This window comes from Pseudomonas sp. WS 5051 (genome assembly GCF_012985715.1).
In the GTDB taxonomy this organism is placed as follows: domain Bacteria; phylum Pseudomonadota; class Gammaproteobacteria; order Pseudomonadales; family Pseudomonadaceae; genus Aquipseudomonas; species Aquipseudomonas bubulae.
This window is the reverse complement of record NZ_JAAQWV010000015.1, coordinates 72,730-93,089: the sequence shown is the minus strand read 5'-3', so window position 1 is coordinate 93,089 and position 20,360 is coordinate 72,730. Positions and strand designations below refer to the sequence as shown.

Below are 20,360 nucleotides of genomic sequence, written 5' to 3'. Positions count from 1 at the left end.
CATCTCATCATTTAGAATCAAGGCTGATCGGGAAGAGCGGCTATTAATTCCGGGAAGTTATGGAAGGGTTCCATGTGCAAAAGCTTTTCACGCGCAGCCGCAGCCGAATATCCTTTGAGGCGTATTAGGTTGCCGTACATTATCTGAAGGATTGATTCGACTTCGGCTGCAGGCTCGCCAGCGAATCCCACCCGGGGAGTTTCCTTGTCTTCGGCGGTATCCACCCAGATGCGTTGTACCGGTACAGTCTCTTCGATCACCCTCAACATTGCTTTGATCTGAGGCATCAGTGCCCCCGCTTCGTCGAGGACTGCTCGCATGGCAGGATGTTCCAGATCAATCCGATATCGTGTGCCGCCGCTGAACTTGTCGGTTTTCCATGCTTCGATAATGGGCGGACCCTGAATTGCTCCAACAGGGCGTCCCCGGTGAGCGAACGCTCGTCGCGATCGCGAGCGTGTTTCCTCCGCTAAACGCGCGAGCCAGGATCGCAACGCGATAGGTGGGCGTGCGGTTGATTTACGAATGTCAATTTTCCAATCTACATCCGCATTGTTGGGGATATCCAAGCGGATGCGCGCCAGCCGATGGGCTTCATCCTTGGTCCAGGCTCGACCTGCACCCAGCCCCAGCCAGCTACCGGCGACAAGAAGTCGCTCGTTACGGTATATGTAAAAACCTTGTTGAGCTGCCCATCCTTCCGGGCCGGCCGCTTCTTCGTATTCTTTGTCCGTTAGGCGATCACGGTGGGGGAGAACATGGCACTGCGCAGAGATAGTTCGATTTATCGGGCACACGGCAACTGGGGGACTCCAGGCCTTCGAGGGATGCCCATTGAGGAAAGGGTCCCAAGCCTTAATCGGCTTGCCATTAAGCAGAAGACGTAAGCGGTTACTCGAAATATAGCGGTGAAAGACCATTCCCAAGTGCTGTTTGACTTGGGTCGCTAGGTCTAAGAATTCTTGAACCCTGAATCCGTTGGTAACGATGCGATCAAGTATTTCCCATAAAACCAGCGTGCCTTTGCCAGCTTCTACAAGAGGCTGAAAAAAAACCTCGGAGCCCTCGTGAGGCCCTTCCAAAAGATGCCAGCCCTGATCGGTACTGGCTGCCAGAACGTCAAGATCCCAACGTAGTGACTCCAAGCCGATTTCGTTGATCGTCGCAACTGTCAGGCGTCTACATTGAGAAAACGAGGCGGTTTTTAGTCCTAGTCCAAAACGCCCTAGGTCGTTTGAACCCCGCTCTTCAAGTGGATTACGCTCACCAAGACGCATGGCTTTGTCCAGCTCCGCTGACGACATGCCTCGGCCATTGTCGAGTACATAAATTCTACTGGCATTTTCTTTCCATTCGAAGTTTACATGAACTAAATCTGCGCCCGCGCCGATACTGTTATCTATGATGTCCGCTAGCGCAGTAGCAGTGTTATAACCTAGTCCGCGGAGTGCCTCGATCATCGCTCCCGCCCGGGGCGGGGCATGCCTTGATTTAGCCTGCATCACCTTCTCCTCGGTGATTTTCAGTCCATACAGATGACCATTCGCCCGTCGTGATAACATTCGCTACTACAGCGGCTATTTTTGATGCCAACAGAGGGGGTACAGCATTCCCGACCTGATGGAATTGTTGCGTCCGGTTGCCTTCAAAAAAATAGTTATCGGGGAACGTTTGCAGACGGGCCGCCTCACGTACCGTCAAACTGCGACACTGAAACGGATCGTAATGAATGAAGTAGTGCCCATCCTTGGATATGTGACTGGTGACAGTCGTTGATGGATAGTTCTCGAGCTGAACTCTGAAGCGATCACTGAACTTCCCTGATTCCCAGTTCTTATGCTCTGGAGCCAGCCCAGGCAGGCCGAAGTCTAGGTGACCTTTGGGGGAGCGTTTATGTGTCCGCGCGAAGATGGATGCGAATACATAGCGCTTGAGGTCTGATGGCATATGGCCTCTAGCTTCATGGTTCAGCCAGACGTCCAGCTTGTTATCCTTGTACCAGTGATCTAGATCAGTTGATTGCGTAGAGCCGTCCCCGGCGTTGCGCGGATAGCGTAATGCGCCAGTATTCAGAGAGCCGGTCATGAAGCTCGATCGGACTATTCTGATGTTTGCTTCGAGCCCGGGGTCTTTCTTGGGCAAGCCGGCTGCTGCATCCTGCAAGTTATCCAGTTGATTAATCAGTTCAAGATACCAAGACTGTGGGCTATCAGTGCTTCTGGAAAGACTACTGCGCAATCGCGGTAGTTTTCCAAGGATGCTGCCGGCAGATATTTCCGGGAAAGTTGGAAGTCGTTCGGGCTTTGGGGTTTGCCCTGCGGCGTCGATCGCGATGCCCAAGAGAATTACCCTGTGACGGGCCTGTGGAACACCGTGCTGCTCTGCACGTATGATGAAGTTGGTGGATTCTACTTCTGAGACATCATCGTCGGCACCAAAGGATTCATCACTCACAAGTGAGTAAATGCGGTATCGACGGCCAGAGCTTGGGTGGTTAAGTGCTACATCAGGATCGGACAAATCTTGAAGTATCTCGGGGAAGATTTCCTTACCCCCTACTTTGGCGGAAAGAATCCCTTTTACGTTCTCCATAACAAATATGGCAGGACGGTAGTGCTGGATGATTCGTAAGTAATCGCGATAGAGAAAGTGCCGATGGTCATCCTCAGGACGATAGTCGGTGTTCCCGCGGTTACGAGACCGGCCGACAAGCGAGTAAGCCTGACAAGGTGGACCTCCGATGAGCACCCAAGGACGGGTTCTGTCCAGCTTGTTAAGCAGGATTTCATCTAGCTCATCATCGCCCTCTTTGGAGCCCAGTGTTATGCACTTGGCCTCATCCCCAGACCGGATCCACTGTGCCTCACTGCGAGGGGACCAAGGGCGTTCGGAATGCCCGTTGCAGTAGTCATAGTAGTCATCCAGAGCACCGGGGTTGTGGCGTTTCAATAGGCGGTAGAACGCCCGAAGCCGCAGGGTCTTACGGGCTATTGGATCTTTTTCGGCCGAAACAATGATCTCGAAATCATTACCTTGGTTGTATGATGAGAACCCCTCACCCAAGCCTCCTGGCCCTGCGAAAAGATCTACTATCTGAATTGGTTGCACGCGATTCATGACGCCCTAACTCTGAGTTTCGCCCCTATTAAGCGGGAGAAGATGAAGATGGATACAGTCAGTAAGGAAATCCGCTCACGCATGATGTCCCAGATTGGGGGGAAGAATACCAGGCCCGAACTGAAAATTCGAAAATTGCTGCACGCCCAAGGCTTCAGGTTTCGACTCCACGTAAGGGCGTTGGTCGGGCAGCCAGATATTGTGCTCGCTAAGTACAAGGCATGCATCTTTGTACATGGCTGTTTCTGGCACCGCCATGAGGGTTGTCGATACGCCACAATGCCAGCTACTAGAGTAGAATTCTGGGCTGAGAAGTTCCGCGGTAATGTGATGCGCGATGCTCGGAACAGAGACCATCTGATTGCCGCGGGCTGGCGAGTCTTTGAAGTGTGGGAGTGTGATCTGAAGGAAGCAAATCCAAACCTTGAATGGTTATACCAAGCGATCAGACAGTCATGAGACAAATTAACCCCCGCAAATTACTAAATAATAGCCGCAAGTTTGAGGGCTTCTATCACGCCATTGTTCAAGCGCCAGACACTGTGAATAACGGAAACGTGCTCGCTTAGCGTGTGCAGGAGCATCTTGTTGACTTCGTCCACATCATGTTCAAGTTTGCGAGCCAGGTCTCGGCTATAGCCTTTGCCTGCAGATGCCAGCAGCGCGAGAATCTGCTTGCCGAGCGGTGGAAGACGAGATATTGCAGCAGCTTTGGCAAGATCTGCAACGGTAACGTCGGCATCTATCGTTAAATGCACAACTGGTTCTGCGAGAGGGTCAATTTGCTTGGTTCCGTGGGTCAACTGTGTCCGAATTTTAATTGTTGCGCTTCTGCTGAGTATTTCGTCAGTATCAGGCAATTGCAGTGTCGGTTTCGTAAGGGGTACGCCGGCCTCCTCTAAGCTGGCTTGCGGGCGAGGCCTTACTGCAAAAACACGGTCCCTTTCCAGATATTTCTCAAGGCAACCGTCCAACAAGGAAAGTAGGTCCATGTGATTGAGTTTCAGGGCATCCGCACCCTCATAGGTTTTTTGTCCTGGATTCTGGATGAAGTAGCGAAGCACTTGTTTTGCTTGGTCTGGCAAAGTAGGTATATCAGACAGCAGCGCCCAAACCTCTTTTTCGCCTTGGGAGGAGAGCATCTTGGGCATTGGGTCTATCGATTTCTTTCCCACCGCTGGATTGTGACTTTTAAACGCAGAATCAGACAGCAGGCTTAGCAGTTCCCGCTTTATAGAAAAGCCCCCCAAGCGGTCCCGCTCAATCCAATACCGCAGTCGTGTCCCTAGGGTACGATTCAAATCCGGTGGCCGCGTTTTCATAGCTCGCGCCAGTGTAGTGGCGTCACTTTTCGGATTAGCCCGAATAATACTGAGCAGTTCTTTGTCCTCTGGCTGTAATTTGAGGAGTTGGAAATCGAAATAACTTCTGCTTGCTTCTTGAGTCATCACTTCGAGACTTGATTGCCCCTCATTCAGATCAAGATCAATTGAGGGGCTAACATCGTTCGTTGAAAGGTCACCAATAGCGAGCTTTTCAGAGGCGGACGTCTGTGCTTCCGAAGAAAAAGAGCTGGAGAGGCGTTGCTCCCCATCATCCAGATCTATACACCACTCGATTGCCTTAGGTTCCACAGGCGTTGAACTGGAGATAAGCGCTTGGATCTCTACGGCTGCTTCGATGCATTCGTTATCATGAGTTGATTTTTGGAAGACGGGAGAGTCTTGCCAAACGAATAGGTCGAAATCACCTTCAGATCCAAAATTGTCGCTTTCCTGCGGGCTATCGTTTTGCGTAGTGACTTGCTTTTCGACCACTCCGGATATGTGAGTCTCGTGGGAGCATTGGAGCAGATAGACGCGACCAAGCAGTTCCAGAAGGTCGGAGTCTTGCTTCATTGCAATAGCCGCGTGAATGTTATCTATGGCTTCAGCAAAACGATCGGATGTGACCAAGTCACTTATCTTTTCGAGAAAAACAGTTCGTTCTTCGATGAGTGTTTGATGACCGTCTGCATGCGGGGTTTCGAATCGCAGCGACATCTGCAATCGGTGCTTGATTCGATCACTAAAAGGACTATTTTTCAGTGACTCGAGAAGCAGAGCTTGGAAGACATTCCTTGCATCAGCTTTATGAAGGACATCTAAAGCTTGAACAAGCCCATCGATAGGTTGATCTAATACACCAGACCTCAGATGAGCCTCGAAGGCATCACAGCCCTGTGAGTGGATGATTTCCCACAAGCTTTGAACAAGGGCTTCCCAGTCCATTCCAATTCCCGAACACGTAGGTGTTGCCAAGCCTTCAAATGGTCAGAATGCCATCATGGTGGCATAAATTTTAACACAGGCCATACATTTTTGTGGGCGTGAAAAAAGCACTTGTCAGGCAGGAACAGTGTTCCTAGTATGGCGCCAAGCCAAACGAAGCGGCACCCAACAGTGACGGAGCGGGACGACATGACCATCAAAAAGCAAGCCAAGCCTACTGAAGCACTTCTGAGCTTCGAGGTGTTCTATAACGGCGAGCTGTTTCAAACCGTCGAGTTTTCCAGCCTCCGCAAGTGCAACAACTGGCGCGAAAAGAACCTAGAGACACCGTTCCTTTATGTGATCAAAACGCCTAACTGCAACCGTGAGAGCTGCATCGAGCTGTCCAAGCGCTACTTCTCAACCAAACACCGCGTGTACCCGGATCTATTTGAACGCCCTGAGTGGGACGTCGTGACCGAGGCAGAACTGCAACAGCTTGCAGAGACTCGCATCGTGCGGGAAACCCGCGAACGCACAGGGGTACCGCTTTCTGTCCAAGTCGGCGGCGGTAAATACGACGTCACCATCGTCCACTTTGACAAGCCGATGCGTGACCGCGTTGAGATCATCAAGGGTAACCTGAGCCGCGAAGAAGCTTACGAATTCATTCGCAGCTATGGCAACGATGCCGTCACAAAAGTAGTGACACCAACCGAAGAGGAAGTGAGGCCGGTGACCAAAATGAATCAAGCCGAGCGCCAGCAGCTGATCCTTAGCACATTGCTGGACACCATCAAGCCAGAAAACACTGGCTGGAGAGAAATCGTCAAGGCCATTGAAGCACTGCACGTGGTCAAGCCAGGCGGCTGGCTGGAAGTGCGCGACGTGCTTCAATACGCCTTGGATCAAGGCCGCATCGCTCGCCCTAAGTTCGATCCGCATGCCGATGACGAGTATTACTTTGCAATTACCCCGGTTACCCCTGCCACCCCGAAAGCTGAGGAATAAGCACCGGTGGTAGGTGCTCGAAAAGAGAAAGAACCGGTGACGAATTTTGGTGTGTATCCGGGATACGGAACTGAAGACATGTACCCTCGAAAGCCAGACGCCTCATTGCACGACCCGTCCCCGGCCTACTTGCGTGGCCTTCTGGAGACGGCAGGCATCACTCAAGAAGCAGCAGCGACCGCGCTCGGCATCACTGACCGGGTTATGCGTTACTACTTGAGTAGCCAAGAGTCGGCCACCTACCGACCAGCGCCCTATGCAATCCAGTACGCGCTTGAACAGCTGGCGGCACACGCTGCGAATAAGCGAAGCGTTAAACGCACTTGAGTTCATAGATGGGCCGCCGGCCATCGCATACCCACCTGGCATTGGCAGCCGAGAGTTTCATGCGCACTTTTCAGCAGCTTCTTGCGCAGGTAAGTACGGAGGTCCAGAAATATACCTCGGTGCTGTTCTTGACCGGCGGCATGTCCCTAGAACCCTACGTGATTGAAGCGGTAAAGCAGGCCTTCCCGCAATGCGATATACACCCAGTGGAGCCTCACTGGGAGTCGTCGATGGACTGTCGGTGTACGCATCATTGACCCAGGATGTTCCGGTTCCCGAGCCCGCCTGAACACCCCGTAACTCTAAATGACCAAGGAACGTCATGATTGACTCAGTAGTTTCAATATCCGAACAAGCGTTTTTCAGTATCGTCACTTCAGCATTGGAGGCTTATAAACTGGAGCATGTTTTAACCTGCGGCGACTCTGCGGCGGGCGTAGAAACGTTCGGGCACCTGTGGGGGTACTGCCAGCCACTCATTGGCAGAAACATGATGCACAGGGTGGTATGGGCAGACACATCCACAGCCGTTGAAAGAGACCAGGGCTCAGTCTCCTATACCGATGAGGCGCAAGAACTGAAACAAGGCTTTATCGACACGTTTTTTCCTGAGGTCTGCTACCTGGGTGATTATCACAGTCACCCATACAGCCACGAAGATGACGAAATCAAAACCGAACTCGAGCTTGAGCGAGGTCACCTTTATCGATTTTCCGAAGGGGATTTCCGCTCGGTTAAATCTTTGCAGGATAAGGCACTGGACTACCGGGTTGGCCTTGTGGCCACCGTGTTCGAGCGTGAGCGGAAAGTGAAGCGATCACTGAAGAAACTGGACGGCGAAAGTTGCATCAGATTTCAGTACCTGAACATGACGATCTGGCTGAAGGCCTATGTCTGGACCTCGGACGACAACGATAACTATCGGCGCAAGGCGGACAAGATGGTACGTCTGGTGTGTCCAAGTTTGAATTTGTTGGCTGCGTGACGCGGTATGGGAGGTGTTCGGGTCGACAGGTCGGCAGCCTGATGCAGGTATTGCCAGGGCCGACCGCGTGTTCAAGGACTAGCAGGGCGGTTTGGTGGGGGCTACATCGGTATCCCGACCAACAGGTTTCGATGCTTGAGGCTGTAATTGACGTATGAAGCTTTGCCTTTCCCGCTAAACCCTCCGATCCAGCGATCTTTGATCGCGCCGATCGGAGGGTTCACTCGCTTTTTCTCGAAGCTACCGCGTTCCACTTTCTCCTTTCAGATTTGATTAGCGCAGCGCCTTCCTTTGCCCCTTAGCAACCGCCCGCGATCTCTATCGAGCGCAGCGCCTTTTCAGTGTCAGAGCGGATCTTTTCGTGGGGGTATGAATGTAGGTGTGGCGACAGCGGCGACAGCGGCGACAGCGGCGACAACGCACGTAGAACGTGGCGTGGAGCATGGCGACAAAACTGGCGACAGTCGCCACTTTTTTCACGCCTTGGTCGTGACGCTTGACCGCCTTTTCGAGTGGGTATAAAAATTGGCGCACGGATCGCTGTCGTTGACAGCACCTGCCCAGGTAGTCAGAACCTTTAAGGCTACGCCACTTGCGTGGTGGTTCTCCCGAAGTGCGATTAGCGTCCGGCGGCTCGCACGGTCACTCTCCAAGGGTGATGGATGCCTACTCGATTTATCTGCCCACTGCGGCAGACGATGGACCTTCCTCGCTGCGCTGCAGCAACCTCCTCCCTTGGCCTACCTCGCTGCGCCAGACTGCGCCCGTCTCTTTCTTCTGGAAAGAGACGGGCGCTCGTACCACTGCTGCAAGCCACGTCGTACAGGGCATTGCCGCAACTCTCCTCGTGACAATCGATCTGACAAATCCGACTCGTCGCCATCCGCAACGACATAGGCACCGGTGCCGCAGCCCATGGAAGTGCTGCACCTGACTGACAGTCAGGCATGCCCCAGGTGTCCATGTCTTTGCCTTCTCCTACCCAGGATCTCCAGGTGCCGAGTTCGTCAGTCGGCACAGCCTCCGCCCGCCCGCATCTTCGGATGCGCCAAGGAGGCCAGATTCATGGGTTCATGCCCTCGCTCCCGGTCGTAAGGAGCCGTTCGTTCCACGTCAGTGAACACCTCACAGGCCGCAGGGACCTTGATCCCTGATAACACTCAACAACCGTGGCGGGACTACGTGAGGACAACCAGCAATGAACGAGGAGAGGGCCCATGCAGCAGTTAGATCCGAAGCTTGTACTCCCACGACCGCCTCGACCGCTGATTGAGTCGAATCCAGTGGCCCAGCCTTATCCGGTGCACGCACTGGGTGGGATTCTTGGGCCTGCGGTGGAGCGCATGGCCGAGGTGATAGGCGTGCCCCAGGCACTGGCTGCGCAATCGGTGTTGGCTGCCTCGGCCCTGGCCACCCAAGGCCATGCGGGGTTACAACTCGACGGAAGAAATTATCCACTGTCGCTGTACCTGATCACCGTGGCCGCGTCCGGCGATCGCAAAACGGCGGCAGATCGATGTGCGTTACTGCCAGCACGGCAATGGGAGCGCGAGCAGTGGCAGCGCTACCGTGAACAGCTTGCCCGCTACCGCGCCGCACAGCGACAGGCGCAGCGTCTCAATCCTGCCGGTCCTGAGTCCGCGAACGGGGTGTCGCTCGAAGCAGAGCCCTCAGCCCCTAGGCTGATCACCACGGACCCGACTATCGAGGCCCTGATCAAGGGGCTCTGCCATGACTTGCCCAGCATGGGCCTGTTCTGTGACGAGGGCGGACAGTTCCTCGGCAGCAGCACCATGAGTCGGGATAACCGCTTGAAAGCGGTCACGACCTTATCGTCACTCTGGGATGGCAGCCCGATAGATCGCGCGCGCTCCATGGTTGGTGAAAGCCTGCGGGCTTATGATCGGCGCTTGAGCCTGCACCTGATGCTGCAGCCGTACTTGGCCATGCAGTTACTCAGTGATCCGTTGCTGCAGGGGCAAGGCATTCTCGGTCGCTGCCTGATGACCTGGCCCACCAGCCTGGCTGGACAACGCAGCTACCAGGCTGTCGACTTGTCCAAAGATGCCGCCCTAAAGCGCTATCACCACCGCCTTTCGGCGCTGTTTCATCAGCCCTGGTCACTTACCTCTGACGGTGCCTTGCGGCTGTCACCACTGAGCCTCAGTCCACTGGCTCGTCGTCGCTGGATTGATCTGCATGATGCCATCGAAGCCCAGTTGGGTGAGTTTGGTGAGCTGGCCAGCGTGCGCCCCAGCGGATCGAAGGCCGCCGACAACCTGCTGCGCGTCGCCGGCATCCTGGCCGTCGTGGAGGAGAGAAGTGCAGTGGAGGTCGACCATATCCAACGGGCCTCGGCCTTGGTTGGCTACTACCTCACCGAGATCCAGCGCCTGACCGAACAGGAACCGGTGTGCCGAGTAAAGGAGGAGGCGGACCGGCTGCTGCGCTGGCTGCAGGTCAAGGATTGGAAGCGCTTCAGTATTCGAGAGCTGAACCGCAACGGTCCCCGCTTTGCCCGTAAGAGCAGTCGTCATGCCGCCAAGCTGTTGGTCGAGTTGATTGATCATCAGTGGCTGATCACCGATGGCCACACCTTCGAGGTGCGCCATGTTCAATCTTGATGAAGCGCTGCGCCACCATCTGGCTCAGCGCCAAAAGGAGCCGAAAGCGCGGTTTGTCGCCGCGACTGTCGCCACTTTGTCGCCACGCTCAAAACCAGGCAGGACAAGGGTTGTCGCCGCTGTCGCCGATGTCGCCACCACCCGTAAAACTATCACCTCGACGACAGCCCTCATTCAATGGTTGGAAGAGGAGGGGGCGATCCTCTTCGTCATGAACAATTCGCTGTATTTTCGCCCGACTGATGGGGCCCAGCTCGCCATCGTGAGTGCGCACTGGCAAGCCCTCTTGCATGATCTCTCGGCAGTCGATCAGGAGCAGAGCAATGGCTCGGGTCGGTAAGCGAGCGGGGCGCAATTTCGGCTTTGGTCGTCAGCTCCGCTATGCCGGACCGCAGGCCCTGAAAGATCTGTTCGGCGACGGCCATTTTGCTACCGTCAAAGCCCATAGCGATCGCTGGCTGGCCTTCGTGCAATGGTGTCGATCCGAGGAAGGACCGGGACTCAACGACGCGCGACAGATCGACCGTGAGATCCTTATGCGGTACGCCTTCCATTTGCGCGAGCAGGTTGATCAGGGCAACGTTGGCATTGCCACCGCGCAGAACCGCCTGTCCAGCGTGAACCGAACGATGGCCGCGCTGCGCGGTGATCAGTACGTCAAAATCCCCAGTCCGAGCAAGGCGCTGGGCTTGCAGCGCTCAAGCGTGCGTAGTGAGGCCCCGCAAGGCCAAGACCGTGCGCAGGTCGAGTTGATCGCACGGGCACTGTCAGATCGTCAGCAATCGAGGGTAAGTGCCATTGTGCTCCTCGCCCGTGAGACTGGTATGCGCCTGCGCGAAGCGATCCTGGCCGATCTGCCCCGACTGCAACGTGAGGTTCGGCAACTGGGCAAGATCAACATCCAGGATGGCACCAAAGGTGGTCGATCAGGGGCCTCGGCACCGCGTTGGATTACGGTCACGGATCAAGTTCGCGATGCCCTGGATTGGGCCAGCGCGACCTCACCCAATGGCAGCCGGAATTTGTTGGCGGCCGACGAAAGCTACAAAGACTTTATGCAGGCAGTTGTGCGACCGGCACGGGACCTCCTGCATGAGCAGGGGTTGAAAGGTTTTCATGAGCTACGGGCGGCTTACGCCTGTGAGCGCTATGAGCAAATGACCGGCTTCCCTGCCCCCGTCAATGGCGGTCGTGTTCATCGAGAAGATCGGGAGCTTGATCAGCGTGCGCGACAGCAGATCAGCCATGAGTTGGGACATAACCGCATCGATGTGGTGAGTGCCTACATCGGAGGTCGGCGATGAAGTTTGAATTTGACATGGCGTTGTTTCTGAGCCCCGTGCTCAAAGGTGCGCATGCCACGCGGAAAAGGCACATCAGACAGGCAGAAAGGATGCACGAGGTAATTCGTGAGCGCTGGAGTTGCGCAACTCCTTGGTCCTGGAGGGACAAACACGTGAGATGGTTTCTGGAGCACTACTTGCGATGCTCAGCTCCAGCTACCGTCTACTACTACGAATTGACAGCAGGGTTGATCCGCCGCAGAAAGGCGCAACTCGTGGTTGCCTGATAGACCTTTTAAGCGTGAGCCCCTTAGTATGGGAACGCGGAGCCTTCCCATACTAAGGGGCTTGGCCGAAGAAGCGCAGGCATGCGAGAGATTTAGCGATAGTCGTCATTTCTGTCGTCATGCTCCACGACACGGATGGCATGGATTGTCGCCGGTGATGCTTAGCGTTTCGGCACCACGTTACGGTCCCTGGTTTGATTGATGGCAGATGCCGACAGGCTGCCGGTGGCCGCCTTCTGGATATGTTCACTCCACCAGGCCATCATCGGACGCCGGCGTTCGATGTAATCCGTCCGGTTGTAGGCGCTACGAACTTCGTCCTTGTCGACATGCGCCAGCGCGACCTCGATCAGCTCCGGATCCCAGCCATGCTCATTCAGGATGGTGCTCGCCATCGAGCGCAAGCCGTGGCTGACTAGACGGTCCTGAAAGCCCATGCGCTTCAACGCCATGTTGGCGGTCTGGCTATTGGCATGGGTGCGGGGGTTTCTATCTGAGGGGAACACGTACTCTCTGTTACCGCTGAGTTGCTTGAGCGTCTCCAGCAACGAAAGTGCCTGATCGGTAAGAGGGATTGTGTGCGGCCGACGCTTTTTCATGCGCTCTGGAGGAATGGTCCAAATGCGCTTGTCGAAGTCGATATCTGCCCATCGCGTGGTGGCTGCTTCGGCAGGGCGGGTCATCGTGTGCAGCTGCCATTCGATCAGGCAGCGGGTCGTGCGCTTGATGCTGGCGTTCGCGATTTCCATCATGAGCTCGGGAAGCTCCTCAGGTGGTAGCGCAGCCATGTTCTCTTTCTTGGGTTTCTTGAACACCGCCCGAATTCCATTGAGGGGGTTCGCAAATATCAGCCCGGAGTTGACCCCGTAGGTCATGATCTCGTTGAGTCGTTGGCTCAATCGTTTCACGGTTTCGAGGCTCCCTTTGGCCTCGATTGGGCGAAGGATCTTGATAACCATTGGAGCAGTGATTTGAGAGAGCGGCGTTGTTTTCATGCTTGGGAATACATGAAGCGTCAGCGATCGCCAAATGTCTTCGGCGTAGGCCTTGGTTACTGAGTCTTTCTTCAGCTCGAACCAGGCCGTGGCCACCTTCTCGAAAGTGTGTTCAGTCTCAGCAAGTTTGGCTTGCCTTACCTCATCACGCTGGGTTTTGGGATCAATGCCCAAAGCGAGCAACTCACGCGCCTCTGCGGCTTTCTTCCGGGCGTTGGCTAGCGAGAGGTCGGGGTACGGACCAAGCGCCATGTTGATACGGCTTCTGGTCAACGGCTCGCGGTAATTGAAATTCCACATCATCGAGCCGCTGGCGCGTACTCGAAGCTGCAAGCCATCGCCGTCGCTGAGGACGAAGTCTTTACCAGTTGCCTTGACTGCCTTGAGCTGGCGATCGGAGAGGCGGGTTGCGTTAGTAGGCATGGGGGCTACCTCCAGCACCGTTTTGGTATCCTGAAAATAGCATTTGGTAGTCCGAGATACCACCTGGGATACCAAAGCGCCTGGAACTCAGTAACTCTCCAAAGACCCCAAAGGCGCCTAACCCCCTGTATTCACTGGATTTCAGGCACAAAAAAAGACGTCCGTGGACGTCTTTAGATGATGAAGTGGTGGAGCCGGGGGGATTTGAACCCCCGTCCGCCAGTACTCCGCTGTCGGTACTACATGCTTAGCCGTTTCTATTAAGTTAACCCTCAGCGACCCGAAGGGCAGGGTGCTTTGGGCGAGTTGTGTAAGTTTTAGCCGATTCGTCCACAACGTACTGCACGGCGATCCTGTTCTATATGACAATCACTTCAGGTTTACAGGCATCCCCTAGTGATTGCTGGACCCGAAGGTACCAGGAGGATGGCTAAGGCAGCTTACGCTGCGAGAGCTTGACCCTCGTAGGTTTCGTCATTGGCAACTATAAGTAGTTGCAACAGTGGATTTACGAGTTCTGTTACCAACTCGGCATGCACCTAGAGTTTCGCAACCGGCGTCGAATCCTAAACGGCCCCGATGCCTGCTGTATATAACCAGCAAGCTAGCGGAGTCTACGCCTTTCTGACGCAGAAGGCCAACCCAAAGGGGTTACTCACCACCTTTGTTGTTGTTGGCAATGTCCTGGAGCACCTGGGTGGTCAGTGAAACGCAGGCCTGAGTGCCTTCTTTGGTGCCTTTGGACTGTTCTTCCTTGGCCTGGGCGACGGTGCTGTCGATGTTGTCTTGTAAGTCGGAGCTGATTTCGCCAGAGCTGGCTACGGCGTCGTTGATCTTTTGCAGGTTGATCTGGCAAAGGTCGTCTGCCGCAAACACCGGGGAGGCCAACATCACTGCGGATATAAACAGACCAGCAAGAGCGGTACGCTTCATGGGGAAAACTCCTTGTGCACAGGGTAGGCCCGGTGTTTCCAGGCTCGGTTTTATGCCCCAAACATTGGGGCCTTAAGCCAATTGACTATAGCCACGCTCGGGAGTTCTGCCTGGATCAGGCCATTAATTTCTGGTTTTTTTTGTGCCCGAAAGTAGAGCGAATATTTGATTTTGTGGGAGCAGGCTTGCTCGCGATGGCATCGACGCGGTGCATGGGTCACACCGCAGCGATCCTGTCGCGAGCAAGCCCGCTCCCACATTTTCAGGCCTGGGCGCTGGTGACGCGGTCTACCAGGTACACCAGGCCGTGATAGTCGATCCCGCCATGCTGGCTCAAGCCAATCTCACAGGTTCGGCTGGTGGAGATCCCTTCGCTGCAATATTGCACCGCGTCTTTCAAAGTGCGCAGTGAGTGGGCGTTCAGCTCCGGGGTGGTAAAGCCTTTGTCACCGGCAAAGCCGCAGCAATGGATACCCTCGGGGATCACCACGTCGGTGCTGCACAGCCGCGCAATATCGATCAGGGCCTGGCTTTCGCCCAGGTGCTGGGTGCTGCAGGTGACATGCACGGCAATCGGTGTGGTTTGCGGGGTAAAGGTCAACTTGTCCACAAGGTGGGTGCGGATAAAGCGTACCGGGTCGTACAGGTCGAGGCGACTTTCCCCCAGGTCCTGCACCAGACGCAGGGTGCAGGGGCTGGTGTCGCAGTAGATCGGGTCAAGCCCGCCACGGCTGGCATGCAGCAGTGCGCCGATCAGTTCCTGGCGTTTGTGTTCGGCCTGTTCGTTGTAACCTTTCGACGCAAACGGCTGGCCGCAGCACAGGCTGTCCATATTGTCGGGGAACACCACCTGGTAACCGGCTTTTTCCAGCAGGCCGCGGGTTTTGTCCAGCAACGACATTTGTTCTTTGTCTCCTGCCGCCGGGCCCATGACCCGCGACACGCAAGCCGCCAGGTACACCACCCGCGGGCGGGCATCCTTGACCGGCGGGGTAAAACGAATCGCCCGCTCCGGCTGGGGCATGGCGTTGGTCCACAAGGGCACGCGGCCTTTACTCGCCTTGCTCAGGGCCGATGAGAGTTTTGCCAGTCGCGGCGCCCCCAGCAGCATGCGCGCACCATTGGCCACGTGCAGGGTAAAACGTGCCCCCTGCAGTGCTGTGGTGAAGTGACTGGCCAGCCAGTCAGCCGTTTTCACACTGTCAGCGCTGCGTGCCCGGAGTTTTTTCACCAGTTCGCCGGTATTGATGCCCACCGGGCAGCGTTGCGCGCATAAACCGGTGGCTGCGCAGGTATCAATGCCTTGATAGGCGTAGGCTTTTTCCAGCTCTGTGGTGTCGATGCCGGCGCGTTTCCTGGCCTGGATATCGCGCCAGATCACAATCCGCTGGCGTGGACTCAGGGTCAGTCCCTTGGACGGGCACACCGGTTCGCAAAAACCGCACTCGATGCACTTATCCACAATCTCGTCCGCCGCAGGCATCGGCTTGAGGTGCTTGAGGTGGATATGCGGGTCTTCGCTGAGCACCACGTCGGGGTTGAGAATGCCCTGCGGGTCGAGCAAACGCTTGAGCGTCCACATCAACTGGTAGGCGTCGCTGCCCCATTCCAGCTCGACAAAGGGCGCCATATTGCGCCCGGTGCCGTGTTCTGCCTTGAGCGAACCGCCAAACTCCACGGCCACCAGTTGCGCCACGTCATCCATAAAGGCCTGGTAGCGCGCCACTTCCTCGGGGTTGTTGAAACCCTGGGTAAAGACGAAGTGCAGGTTGCCCTCCAGCGCATGGCCAAACAGGATCGCTTCGTCGTAGTGGTGCTTGTCGAACAGCTCGATCAGGCGGTTGACGCCGATGGCCAGTTGTTCAACGGGGAAGGTCACGTCTTCGATGATCACCGTGGTGCCGGTTTTGCGCACCGCCCCGACGGCCGGGAAGGTGTCTTTGCGGATCGCCCACAGCTTGGCGTTTTCTTTAGGGTCTTCGGTGAAGTCGACCTGTTTTTCAACCGGGAAATCGACCAGCGAGGCCATGATTTGCGCCAGTTGTTCGTGCAGCAAGGTCTGGGATGCTGCGCGGGACTCGATCAATAGCGCGCAGGCATTGGCCGACAATTGTTGTACGAAAGCCGGCATGCCGGGTTTGTCCTGCACCGAACGCAGGCTGCGACGGTCGAGCAGTTCCACGGCAGACACGGGCTGGCTTTTAAGCACGGTGACGGCGTTGCAGCAGGTCTCGACATCCGGGAACACGATCAGCGCCGAAGCCTTGTTCGGGTGGTCGATCACGGTGTCGTAGGTCACCGCGCTGATAAAGCCCAGGGTACCTTCGCTGCCCACCAGCAGGTGGCTGAGGATATCCAGCGGGTCGTCGAAATCCACCAGGGCATTAAGGGACAGGCCTGTGGTGTTTTTCAGACGGTATTTGTGGCGGATTTTTGCAGCCAGTTCAGCGTTGGCGCGGGTTTCGCGAGCCAACGTCCCCAACTGCTCGAGCAATGGCCCGTGGCTTTGGCGAAAGGCGGCGATGTTGGCGGCATCTTCGGTGTCGACCCGGGTACCGTCGGCCAGCACTACGCGCAGGCCCGCCAGGGTGTGGTAGGTGTTTTGCGCGGTGCCGCAACACATGCCGCTGGCATTATTGGCAACGATGCCGCCAATTTTGCAGGCGTTGATCGATGCCGGGTCTGGGCCAATCTTGCGTCCGAACGGGGCCAGCCAGGCGTTGGCCTGGGCACCGATCACTCCCGGTTGCAGGCGGATTTGCCTGCCCTGGCCGCGGATTTCCTTGCCGTTCCAGTTGTCGCCGAGCACGATCAGCACCGAGTCGCTGATGGCCTGGCCAGAGAGGCTGGTGCCCGCTGCGCGAAAGGTCACCGATACCTGGTCGCGACGGGCCAGGCGCAGCAGCTCCACCACTTCATCTTCGGACTCGACGCGAATCACCAGCTTGGGGATCAGTCGGTAAAAGCTCGCATCGGTGCCGAACGCCAGGGTCGACAGCGCATCGGTAAAACGGCGGTCCTGGGGGATCAGTCGCTCGGCATCACGCACAAAGGCGGCGGGCAGGCTCATGCATCCTCCAGAATCAGCACGATCAGGTCTTTGGGACCGTGGGCGCCGTAGGCCAGCACTTGCTCGATATCGGCGGTTTTCGACGGGCCGGACACCAGTAACGCATTGGTCGGCATGCCGGCGGTCCAGTTCATTTCACGCTGTACTTGATAAAAGTTGTCGCGGATTTCGCTGGCCTTGAGCAGGGCGAAATGCACCGGCGGCACCAGGCTCATCAGCCGTGGTTCTTCCGGGGTTGGCCACATGATCAGGCTGCCGGTGGCAGCAATTGCCCCCAGGGTGGTGGTGAGGCTGGCCGGTGTATCGTTGAACAGTTCGGCTTTCCACGCTTCTACCGGCCGGTCGTAGGCTTTAAGTGCTGGCAACCCGGGGTTTTGTGCCCAGTGTTCGCTGACCTTTTGCCCGTGCGCTGTAGTCGGTGCGATCAGCAGGCTTGGCAACTGACGGTCGGTGACCAATTGCGCGAGCAATGCAGGCCAGCCTTGCTCGGTACTGAGGTGGATTTCAGTGTGGACCGCTTCCATCAGCTTGCGCAGTTGCGGGATACGTTGCTCCGGGGTGTAGGTCCAGGGCTCTGTGACCAGCACTTCGTCAAAATTGTCAGGCACCGGTGTGGTGCCCGTCAGGCTTTTACGCAGTTTATTGAGGATGTTTTGCTTGGCGCTCATCGTGTTTCTCCCGACTTTTTCGCCAGATGCTCGCGGGCCATATCGTGCAGCGAACGGGCGGCGGGTTTGGGCGCGCTGTGGTTTTGCGTCCACGGGCCTACCTTGCTCGGCGTCAGGGCGCGCAGACGGGTAGCGGCTTTCAGGAAGGTGCGGTAAAGCGCGGGTGAGCTGTTGAGCTTGGCCCACATATTCCAGATCAGGCGCTCTTTACGCGAATACTTGCTGCCCTGACCACGCATGATGCGCGGTACGGTATCGGGGGCTTTGACGTTCTCTTCACGCAGGCGCCGCAGCAGGGCCGGGATCGGGATTTTTACCGGGCACACTTCGCCACAGGCACCGCACAGCGACGAGGCGCTCGGGTGATCCGGGACTTTGTTCAAGCCCACCATATGTGGCGTGATGATTGCGCCAATCGGGCCGGGATACACCTCACCGTAGGCATGACCGCCAATGCGGGTGTAAACCGGGCAGTGGTTCATGCAGGCACCGCAGCGAATGCAGTTGAGTGTCTGGCGCAATTCGCTGTCGGCAAACGCCTGGCTGCGACCGTTATCGAGCAGCACCAGGTGCACTTCTTCAGGGCCGTCCAGCTCGCCGGGTTTGCGTGGGCCGGAAATCATATTGACGTAGGTGGTGATGGGCTGGCCAAGGGCCGAGCGGGTCAGCAGGGACACCAGCGGTACAACGTCGCGCAGGTTCTCGACCACTTTCTCGATGCCGGTAACGGCAATATGCACAGGCGGCACCGTGGTCGACATACGCCCGTTGCCTTCGTTTTCCACCAGCAGCAGGGTGCCGGTTTCAGCAACGGCAAAGTTGACGCCAGACACGCCGATGTCCGCTTCAAAGAATTTCTGGCGCAGTACGCGGCGGCCGATCTGGATCAGTTGATCCACGTCTTTGGTGTATTCCACGCCGAGTTTTTCGTGAAACAGGTCGGCCACTTGCCCGGCGTTCTTATGGATCGCGGGCATGATGATGTGGGAGGGCTTTTCGTTGTCGAGTTGAACAATATATTCGCCCATGTCGGACTCAAGGCATTCAATGCCCTGGGCGCCGAGTACGTGGTTCATCTCCATCTCTTCGCTGACCATCGACTTGCCTTTGATCACCTGTTTGGCGGCGCGCCGGCAGGCGATGGACATGACGATTTGATTGGCTTCGTCGACGGTTTCAGCCCAATGAACCTGCACGCCATTACGGGTCAGGTTGGCTTCCAGTCGTTCCAGCAGGTCAGGCAACTTGGACAGGGCGCGGGCGCGGATGGCGTTGCCCAGAGCGCGCAAGTGCTCGCGCTCATGGGCGTCGCTGAAGGCAACAGCGCGCTTGGTCATCAGAGAATCCATTGCACTGCGGAAGTTGTTTCGCAGTTGCTTGTCACCCAGGGCTTCGTGGGCGCGCTCGCGGAAGTCTTCTTCGACCGCGACGGTAGGGATCAGGGTGCTGGCGCTCATTGGCCACCTCCGGTGCGCTGCCACAGGAAACTGGCCAGATGCTGGCCGCGCAGTGATTCCTTCTGTTTTTCCAGCGAGCCGTTGATGTTCATCAGGCAGCCGCAATCGGCGGTGAGCACTTGATGGGCGCCGGTATCAATCAGGGAGCGGGTTTTGTCAGCGACCATGGCGCCGGAAATATCCGGCATGCGTACGCTGAAGGTCCCGCCAAAACCGCAGCATTCACTTTCGTGGCTGTGGTCGATGCGCTCCACATTGCCCAGTTGCGCGAGCATTTCGCGGCCGTGCAGGTGGGTGTTCATTTCGCGGCGGGCCGAGCAGGAGGTGTGCAGTGCGACCTTGACCGGGGCGCCGTGGTCCTTGAAGCGGACCTTGCACACAAATAGCAAAAATTCGGTGAGTTCAAAGGTGCGTTCAGCCAGGGCGTGAACCTTTTTCAGGGTGTCGGGCTCATCCTTGAACAGGTCTTCATAGTGTTCGCGCAGCATGCCGGCGCAGGAGCCGGAAGGCACGACTACCGGGTAGTCTTCGGCGAACAGGGCCAGTTGCGCACGGGCCACTTCCCGGGCCTGCTCGGTGTAACCCGAGGTGTAGGCCGGTTGACCACAGCAGCTCTGGCCTTGGGGATAATCGACGTCGATACCTTCGCGCTCGATCAGGTGGATGGCGTCCATCCCGGCTTCGGGGAAGAACAGATCGACCACGCAGGTGCCGAACAGGTAGACCTTGCGCGGTTTTTGCGCGGGGTATTGGCGGGGTACAGGCAAGGGCGGGGCGACACGGGTCGCATTCGGCACGGCGTTGTAAAAAAGCTCGCTCATCAGGCGTCTCCGGGTGGTCCCGGTTATGTGTCCACCGAGGTGGACCGGGTCGTGAATTACTGACGCCGGGGCTGTGCCCCGGCGACATTAACGTGCAGTAACCATAGCGC

Annotated in this window: 16 protein-coding genes and 1 other RNA gene; 7 read left to right on the top strand and 10 right to left on the bottom strand. The window is 56.6% G+C overall.

What is annotated here, in order from left to right; all coding sequences use genetic code 11:
* Positions 1-17: 17 nt before the first annotated feature.
* Both HBN79_RS19815 and HBN79_RS19810 read right to left on the bottom strand, forming a co-directional pair.
* Positions 18-1,460 (bottom strand): ATP-binding protein, encoded by a 1,443-nt coding sequence (locus HBN79_RS19815; RefSeq protein WP_150658717.1) that lies wholly within the window; start codon positions 1,458-1,460, stop codon positions 18-20.
* Between the two features lie 31 nt (positions 1,461-1,491).
* The gene (locus tag HBN79_RS19810; protein WP_169917067.1) at positions 1,492-3,117 is read right to left on the bottom strand and encodes a DNA cytosine methyltransferase; all 1,626 of its coding nucleotides are present in this window, start codon (positions 3,115-3,117) and stop codon (positions 1,492-1,494) included.
* A 42-nt stretch (positions 3,118-3,159) separates the two neighbouring features.
* Here HBN79_RS19810 and HBN79_RS19805 point away from each other — a divergent pair, with 42 nt between their 5' ends.
* Positions 3,160-3,576, top strand: a complete 417-nt coding sequence (locus HBN79_RS19805; protein ID WP_346010146.1) for a very short patch repair endonuclease — start codon at positions 3,160-3,162, stop codon at positions 3,574-3,576.
* 23 nt (positions 3,577-3,599) lie between these two features.
* Here HBN79_RS19805 and HBN79_RS19800 read toward each other — a convergent pair whose 3' ends face one another.
* Positions 3,600-5,387, bottom strand: a complete 1,788-nt coding sequence (locus tag HBN79_RS19800; protein ID WP_169917066.1) for a hypothetical protein — start codon at positions 5,385-5,387, stop codon at positions 3,600-3,602.
* A 189-nt stretch (positions 5,388-5,576) separates the two neighbouring features.
* Here HBN79_RS19800 and HBN79_RS19795 point away from each other — a divergent pair, with 189 nt between their 5' ends.
* The 6 genes from HBN79_RS19795 (at position 5,577) to HBN79_RS24015 (ending at position 11,883) form a co-directional block, all read left to right on the top strand.
* The gene (locus HBN79_RS19795) at positions 5,577-6,377 is read left to right on the top strand and encodes a hypothetical protein (protein ID WP_169917065.1); all 801 of its coding nucleotides are present in this window, start codon (positions 5,577-5,579) and stop codon (positions 6,375-6,377) included.
* A 649-nt stretch (positions 6,378-7,026) separates the two neighbouring features.
* Positions 7,027-7,689, top strand: a complete 663-nt coding sequence (locus HBN79_RS19790) for a hypothetical protein (protein WP_047296674.1) — start codon at positions 7,027-7,029, stop codon at positions 7,687-7,689.
* 1,217 nt (positions 7,690-8,906) lie between these two features.
* The gene (locus tag HBN79_RS19785) at positions 8,907-10,313 is read left to right on the top strand and encodes a YfjI family protein (protein ID WP_169917064.1); all 1,407 of its coding nucleotides are present in this window, start codon (positions 8,907-8,909) and stop codon (positions 10,311-10,313) included.
* Positions 10,300-10,653: a hypothetical protein gene (locus HBN79_RS19780; protein WP_150658722.1), complete on the top strand. Its 354-nt coding sequence runs from the start codon at positions 10,300-10,302 to the stop codon at positions 10,651-10,653. Before HBN79_RS19785 ends, HBN79_RS19780 begins: the two co-directional genes overlap by 14 nt.
* On the top strand, positions 10,637-11,617 hold the full coding sequence (locus HBN79_RS19775; protein WP_169917063.1) for an integrase domain-containing protein: 981 nt from the start codon (positions 10,637-10,639) through the stop codon (positions 11,615-11,617). Before HBN79_RS19780 ends, HBN79_RS19775 begins: the two co-directional genes overlap by 17 nt.
* A complete protein-coding gene (locus HBN79_RS24015) occupies positions 11,614-11,883 on the top strand; it encodes a hypothetical protein (protein WP_256352327.1) in 270 nt (89 codons plus the stop codon). The genes HBN79_RS19775 and HBN79_RS24015 overlap by 4 nt, the downstream gene beginning before the upstream one ends.
* Before the next feature lie 161 nt (positions 11,884-12,044).
* Here HBN79_RS24015 and HBN79_RS19770 read toward each other — a convergent pair whose 3' ends face one another.
* The 7 genes from HBN79_RS19770 to HBN79_RS19740 all read right to left on the bottom strand — a co-directional run bounded on the left by HBN79_RS19770 (position 12,045) and on the right by HBN79_RS19740 (position 20,250).
* Complete coding sequence (locus tag HBN79_RS19770) at positions 12,045-13,301, bottom strand: integrase domain-containing protein (protein ID WP_169917062.1); 1,257 nt, start codon at positions 13,299-13,301, stop codon at positions 12,045-12,047.
* Positions 13,302-13,487: 186 nt separating this feature from the next.
* Positions 13,488-13,879, bottom strand: a transfer-messenger RNA (tmRNA) gene (ssrA, locus tag HBN79_RS19765).
* 73 nt (positions 13,880-13,952) lie between these two features.
* The gene (locus tag HBN79_RS19760; protein WP_095002535.1) at positions 13,953-14,234 is read right to left on the bottom strand and encodes a hypothetical protein; all 282 of its coding nucleotides are present in this window, start codon (positions 14,232-14,234) and stop codon (positions 13,953-13,955) included.
* A 262-nt stretch (positions 14,235-14,496) separates the two neighbouring features.
* A complete protein-coding gene (locus HBN79_RS19755) occupies positions 14,497-17,304 on the bottom strand; it encodes an FAD-binding and (Fe-S)-binding domain-containing protein (RefSeq protein WP_169917061.1) in 2,808 nt (935 codons plus the stop codon).
* Entirely contained in the window at positions 17,301-17,972 is a 672-nt protein-coding gene (locus HBN79_RS19750) for an LUD domain-containing protein (RefSeq protein WP_095002537.1), read from the bottom strand. The genes HBN79_RS19755 and HBN79_RS19750 overlap by 4 nt, the downstream gene beginning before the upstream one ends.
* Positions 17,969-19,429, bottom strand: coding sequence for a LutB/LldF family L-lactate oxidation iron-sulfur protein (locus tag HBN79_RS19745; protein ID WP_169917060.1), 1,461 nt, complete (start codon positions 19,427-19,429; stop codon positions 17,969-17,971). The genes HBN79_RS19750 and HBN79_RS19745 overlap by 4 nt, the downstream gene beginning before the upstream one ends.
* Complete coding sequence (locus HBN79_RS19740) at positions 19,426-20,250, bottom strand: (Fe-S)-binding protein (RefSeq protein ID WP_095020678.1); 825 nt, start codon at positions 20,248-20,250, stop codon at positions 19,426-19,428. The genes HBN79_RS19745 and HBN79_RS19740 overlap by 4 nt, the downstream gene beginning before the upstream one ends.
* Positions 20,251-20,360 lie beyond the last annotated feature (110 nt).

Bases quoted from the DNA above. Each gene is read 5' to 3' on its own strand.
- HBN79_RS19815 (WP_150658717.1), bottom strand. From the start codon at position 1,460: ATGATCGAGGCACTCCGCGGACTAGGTTATAACACTGCTACTGCGCTA.
- HBN79_RS19810 (WP_169917067.1), bottom strand. From the start codon at position 3,117: ATGAATCGCGTGCAACCAATTCAGATAGTAGATCTTTTCGCAGGGCCA.
- HBN79_RS19805 (WP_346010146.1), top strand. From the start codon at position 3,160: ATGAAGATGGATACAGTCAGTAAGGAAATCCGCTCACGCATGATGTCC.
- HBN79_RS19800 (WP_169917066.1), bottom strand. From the start codon at position 5,387: ATGGACTGGGAAGCCCTTGTTCAAAGCTTGTGGGAAATCATCCACTCA.
- HBN79_RS19795 (WP_169917065.1), top strand. From the start codon at position 5,577: ATGACCATCAAAAAGCAAGCCAAGCCTACTGAAGCACTTCTGAGCTTC.
- HBN79_RS19790 (WP_047296674.1), top strand. From the start codon at position 7,027: ATGATTGACTCAGTAGTTTCAATATCCGAACAAGCGTTTTTCAGTATC.
- HBN79_RS19785 (WP_169917064.1), top strand. From the start codon at position 8,907: ATGCAGCAGTTAGATCCGAAGCTTGTACTCCCACGACCGCCTCGACCG.
- HBN79_RS19780 (WP_150658722.1), top strand. From the start codon at position 10,300: ATGTTCAATCTTGATGAAGCGCTGCGCCACCATCTGGCTCAGCGCCAA.
- HBN79_RS19775 (WP_169917063.1), top strand. From the start codon at position 10,637: ATGGCTCGGGTCGGTAAGCGAGCGGGGCGCAATTTCGGCTTTGGTCGT.
- HBN79_RS24015 (WP_256352327.1), top strand. From the start codon at position 11,614: ATGAAGTTTGAATTTGACATGGCGTTGTTTCTGAGCCCCGTGCTCAAA.
- HBN79_RS19770 (WP_169917062.1), bottom strand. From the start codon at position 13,301: ATGCCTACTAACGCAACCCGCCTCTCCGATCGCCAGCTCAAGGCAGTC.
- HBN79_RS19760 (WP_095002535.1), bottom strand. From the start codon at position 14,234: ATGAAGCGTACCGCTCTTGCTGGTCTGTTTATATCCGCAGTGATGTTG.
- HBN79_RS19755 (WP_169917061.1), bottom strand. From the start codon at position 17,304: ATGAGCCTGCCCGCCGCCTTTGTGCGTGATGCCGAGCGACTGATCCCC.
- HBN79_RS19750 (WP_095002537.1), bottom strand. From the start codon at position 17,972: ATGAGCGCCAAGCAAAACATCCTCAATAAACTGCGTAAAAGCCTGACG.
- HBN79_RS19745 (WP_169917060.1), bottom strand. From the start codon at position 19,429: ATGAGCGCCAGCACCCTGATCCCTACCGTCGCGGTCGAAGAAGACTTC.
- HBN79_RS19740 (WP_095020678.1), bottom strand. From the start codon at position 20,250: ATGAGCGAGCTTTTTTACAACGCCGTGCCGAATGCGACCCGTGTCGCC.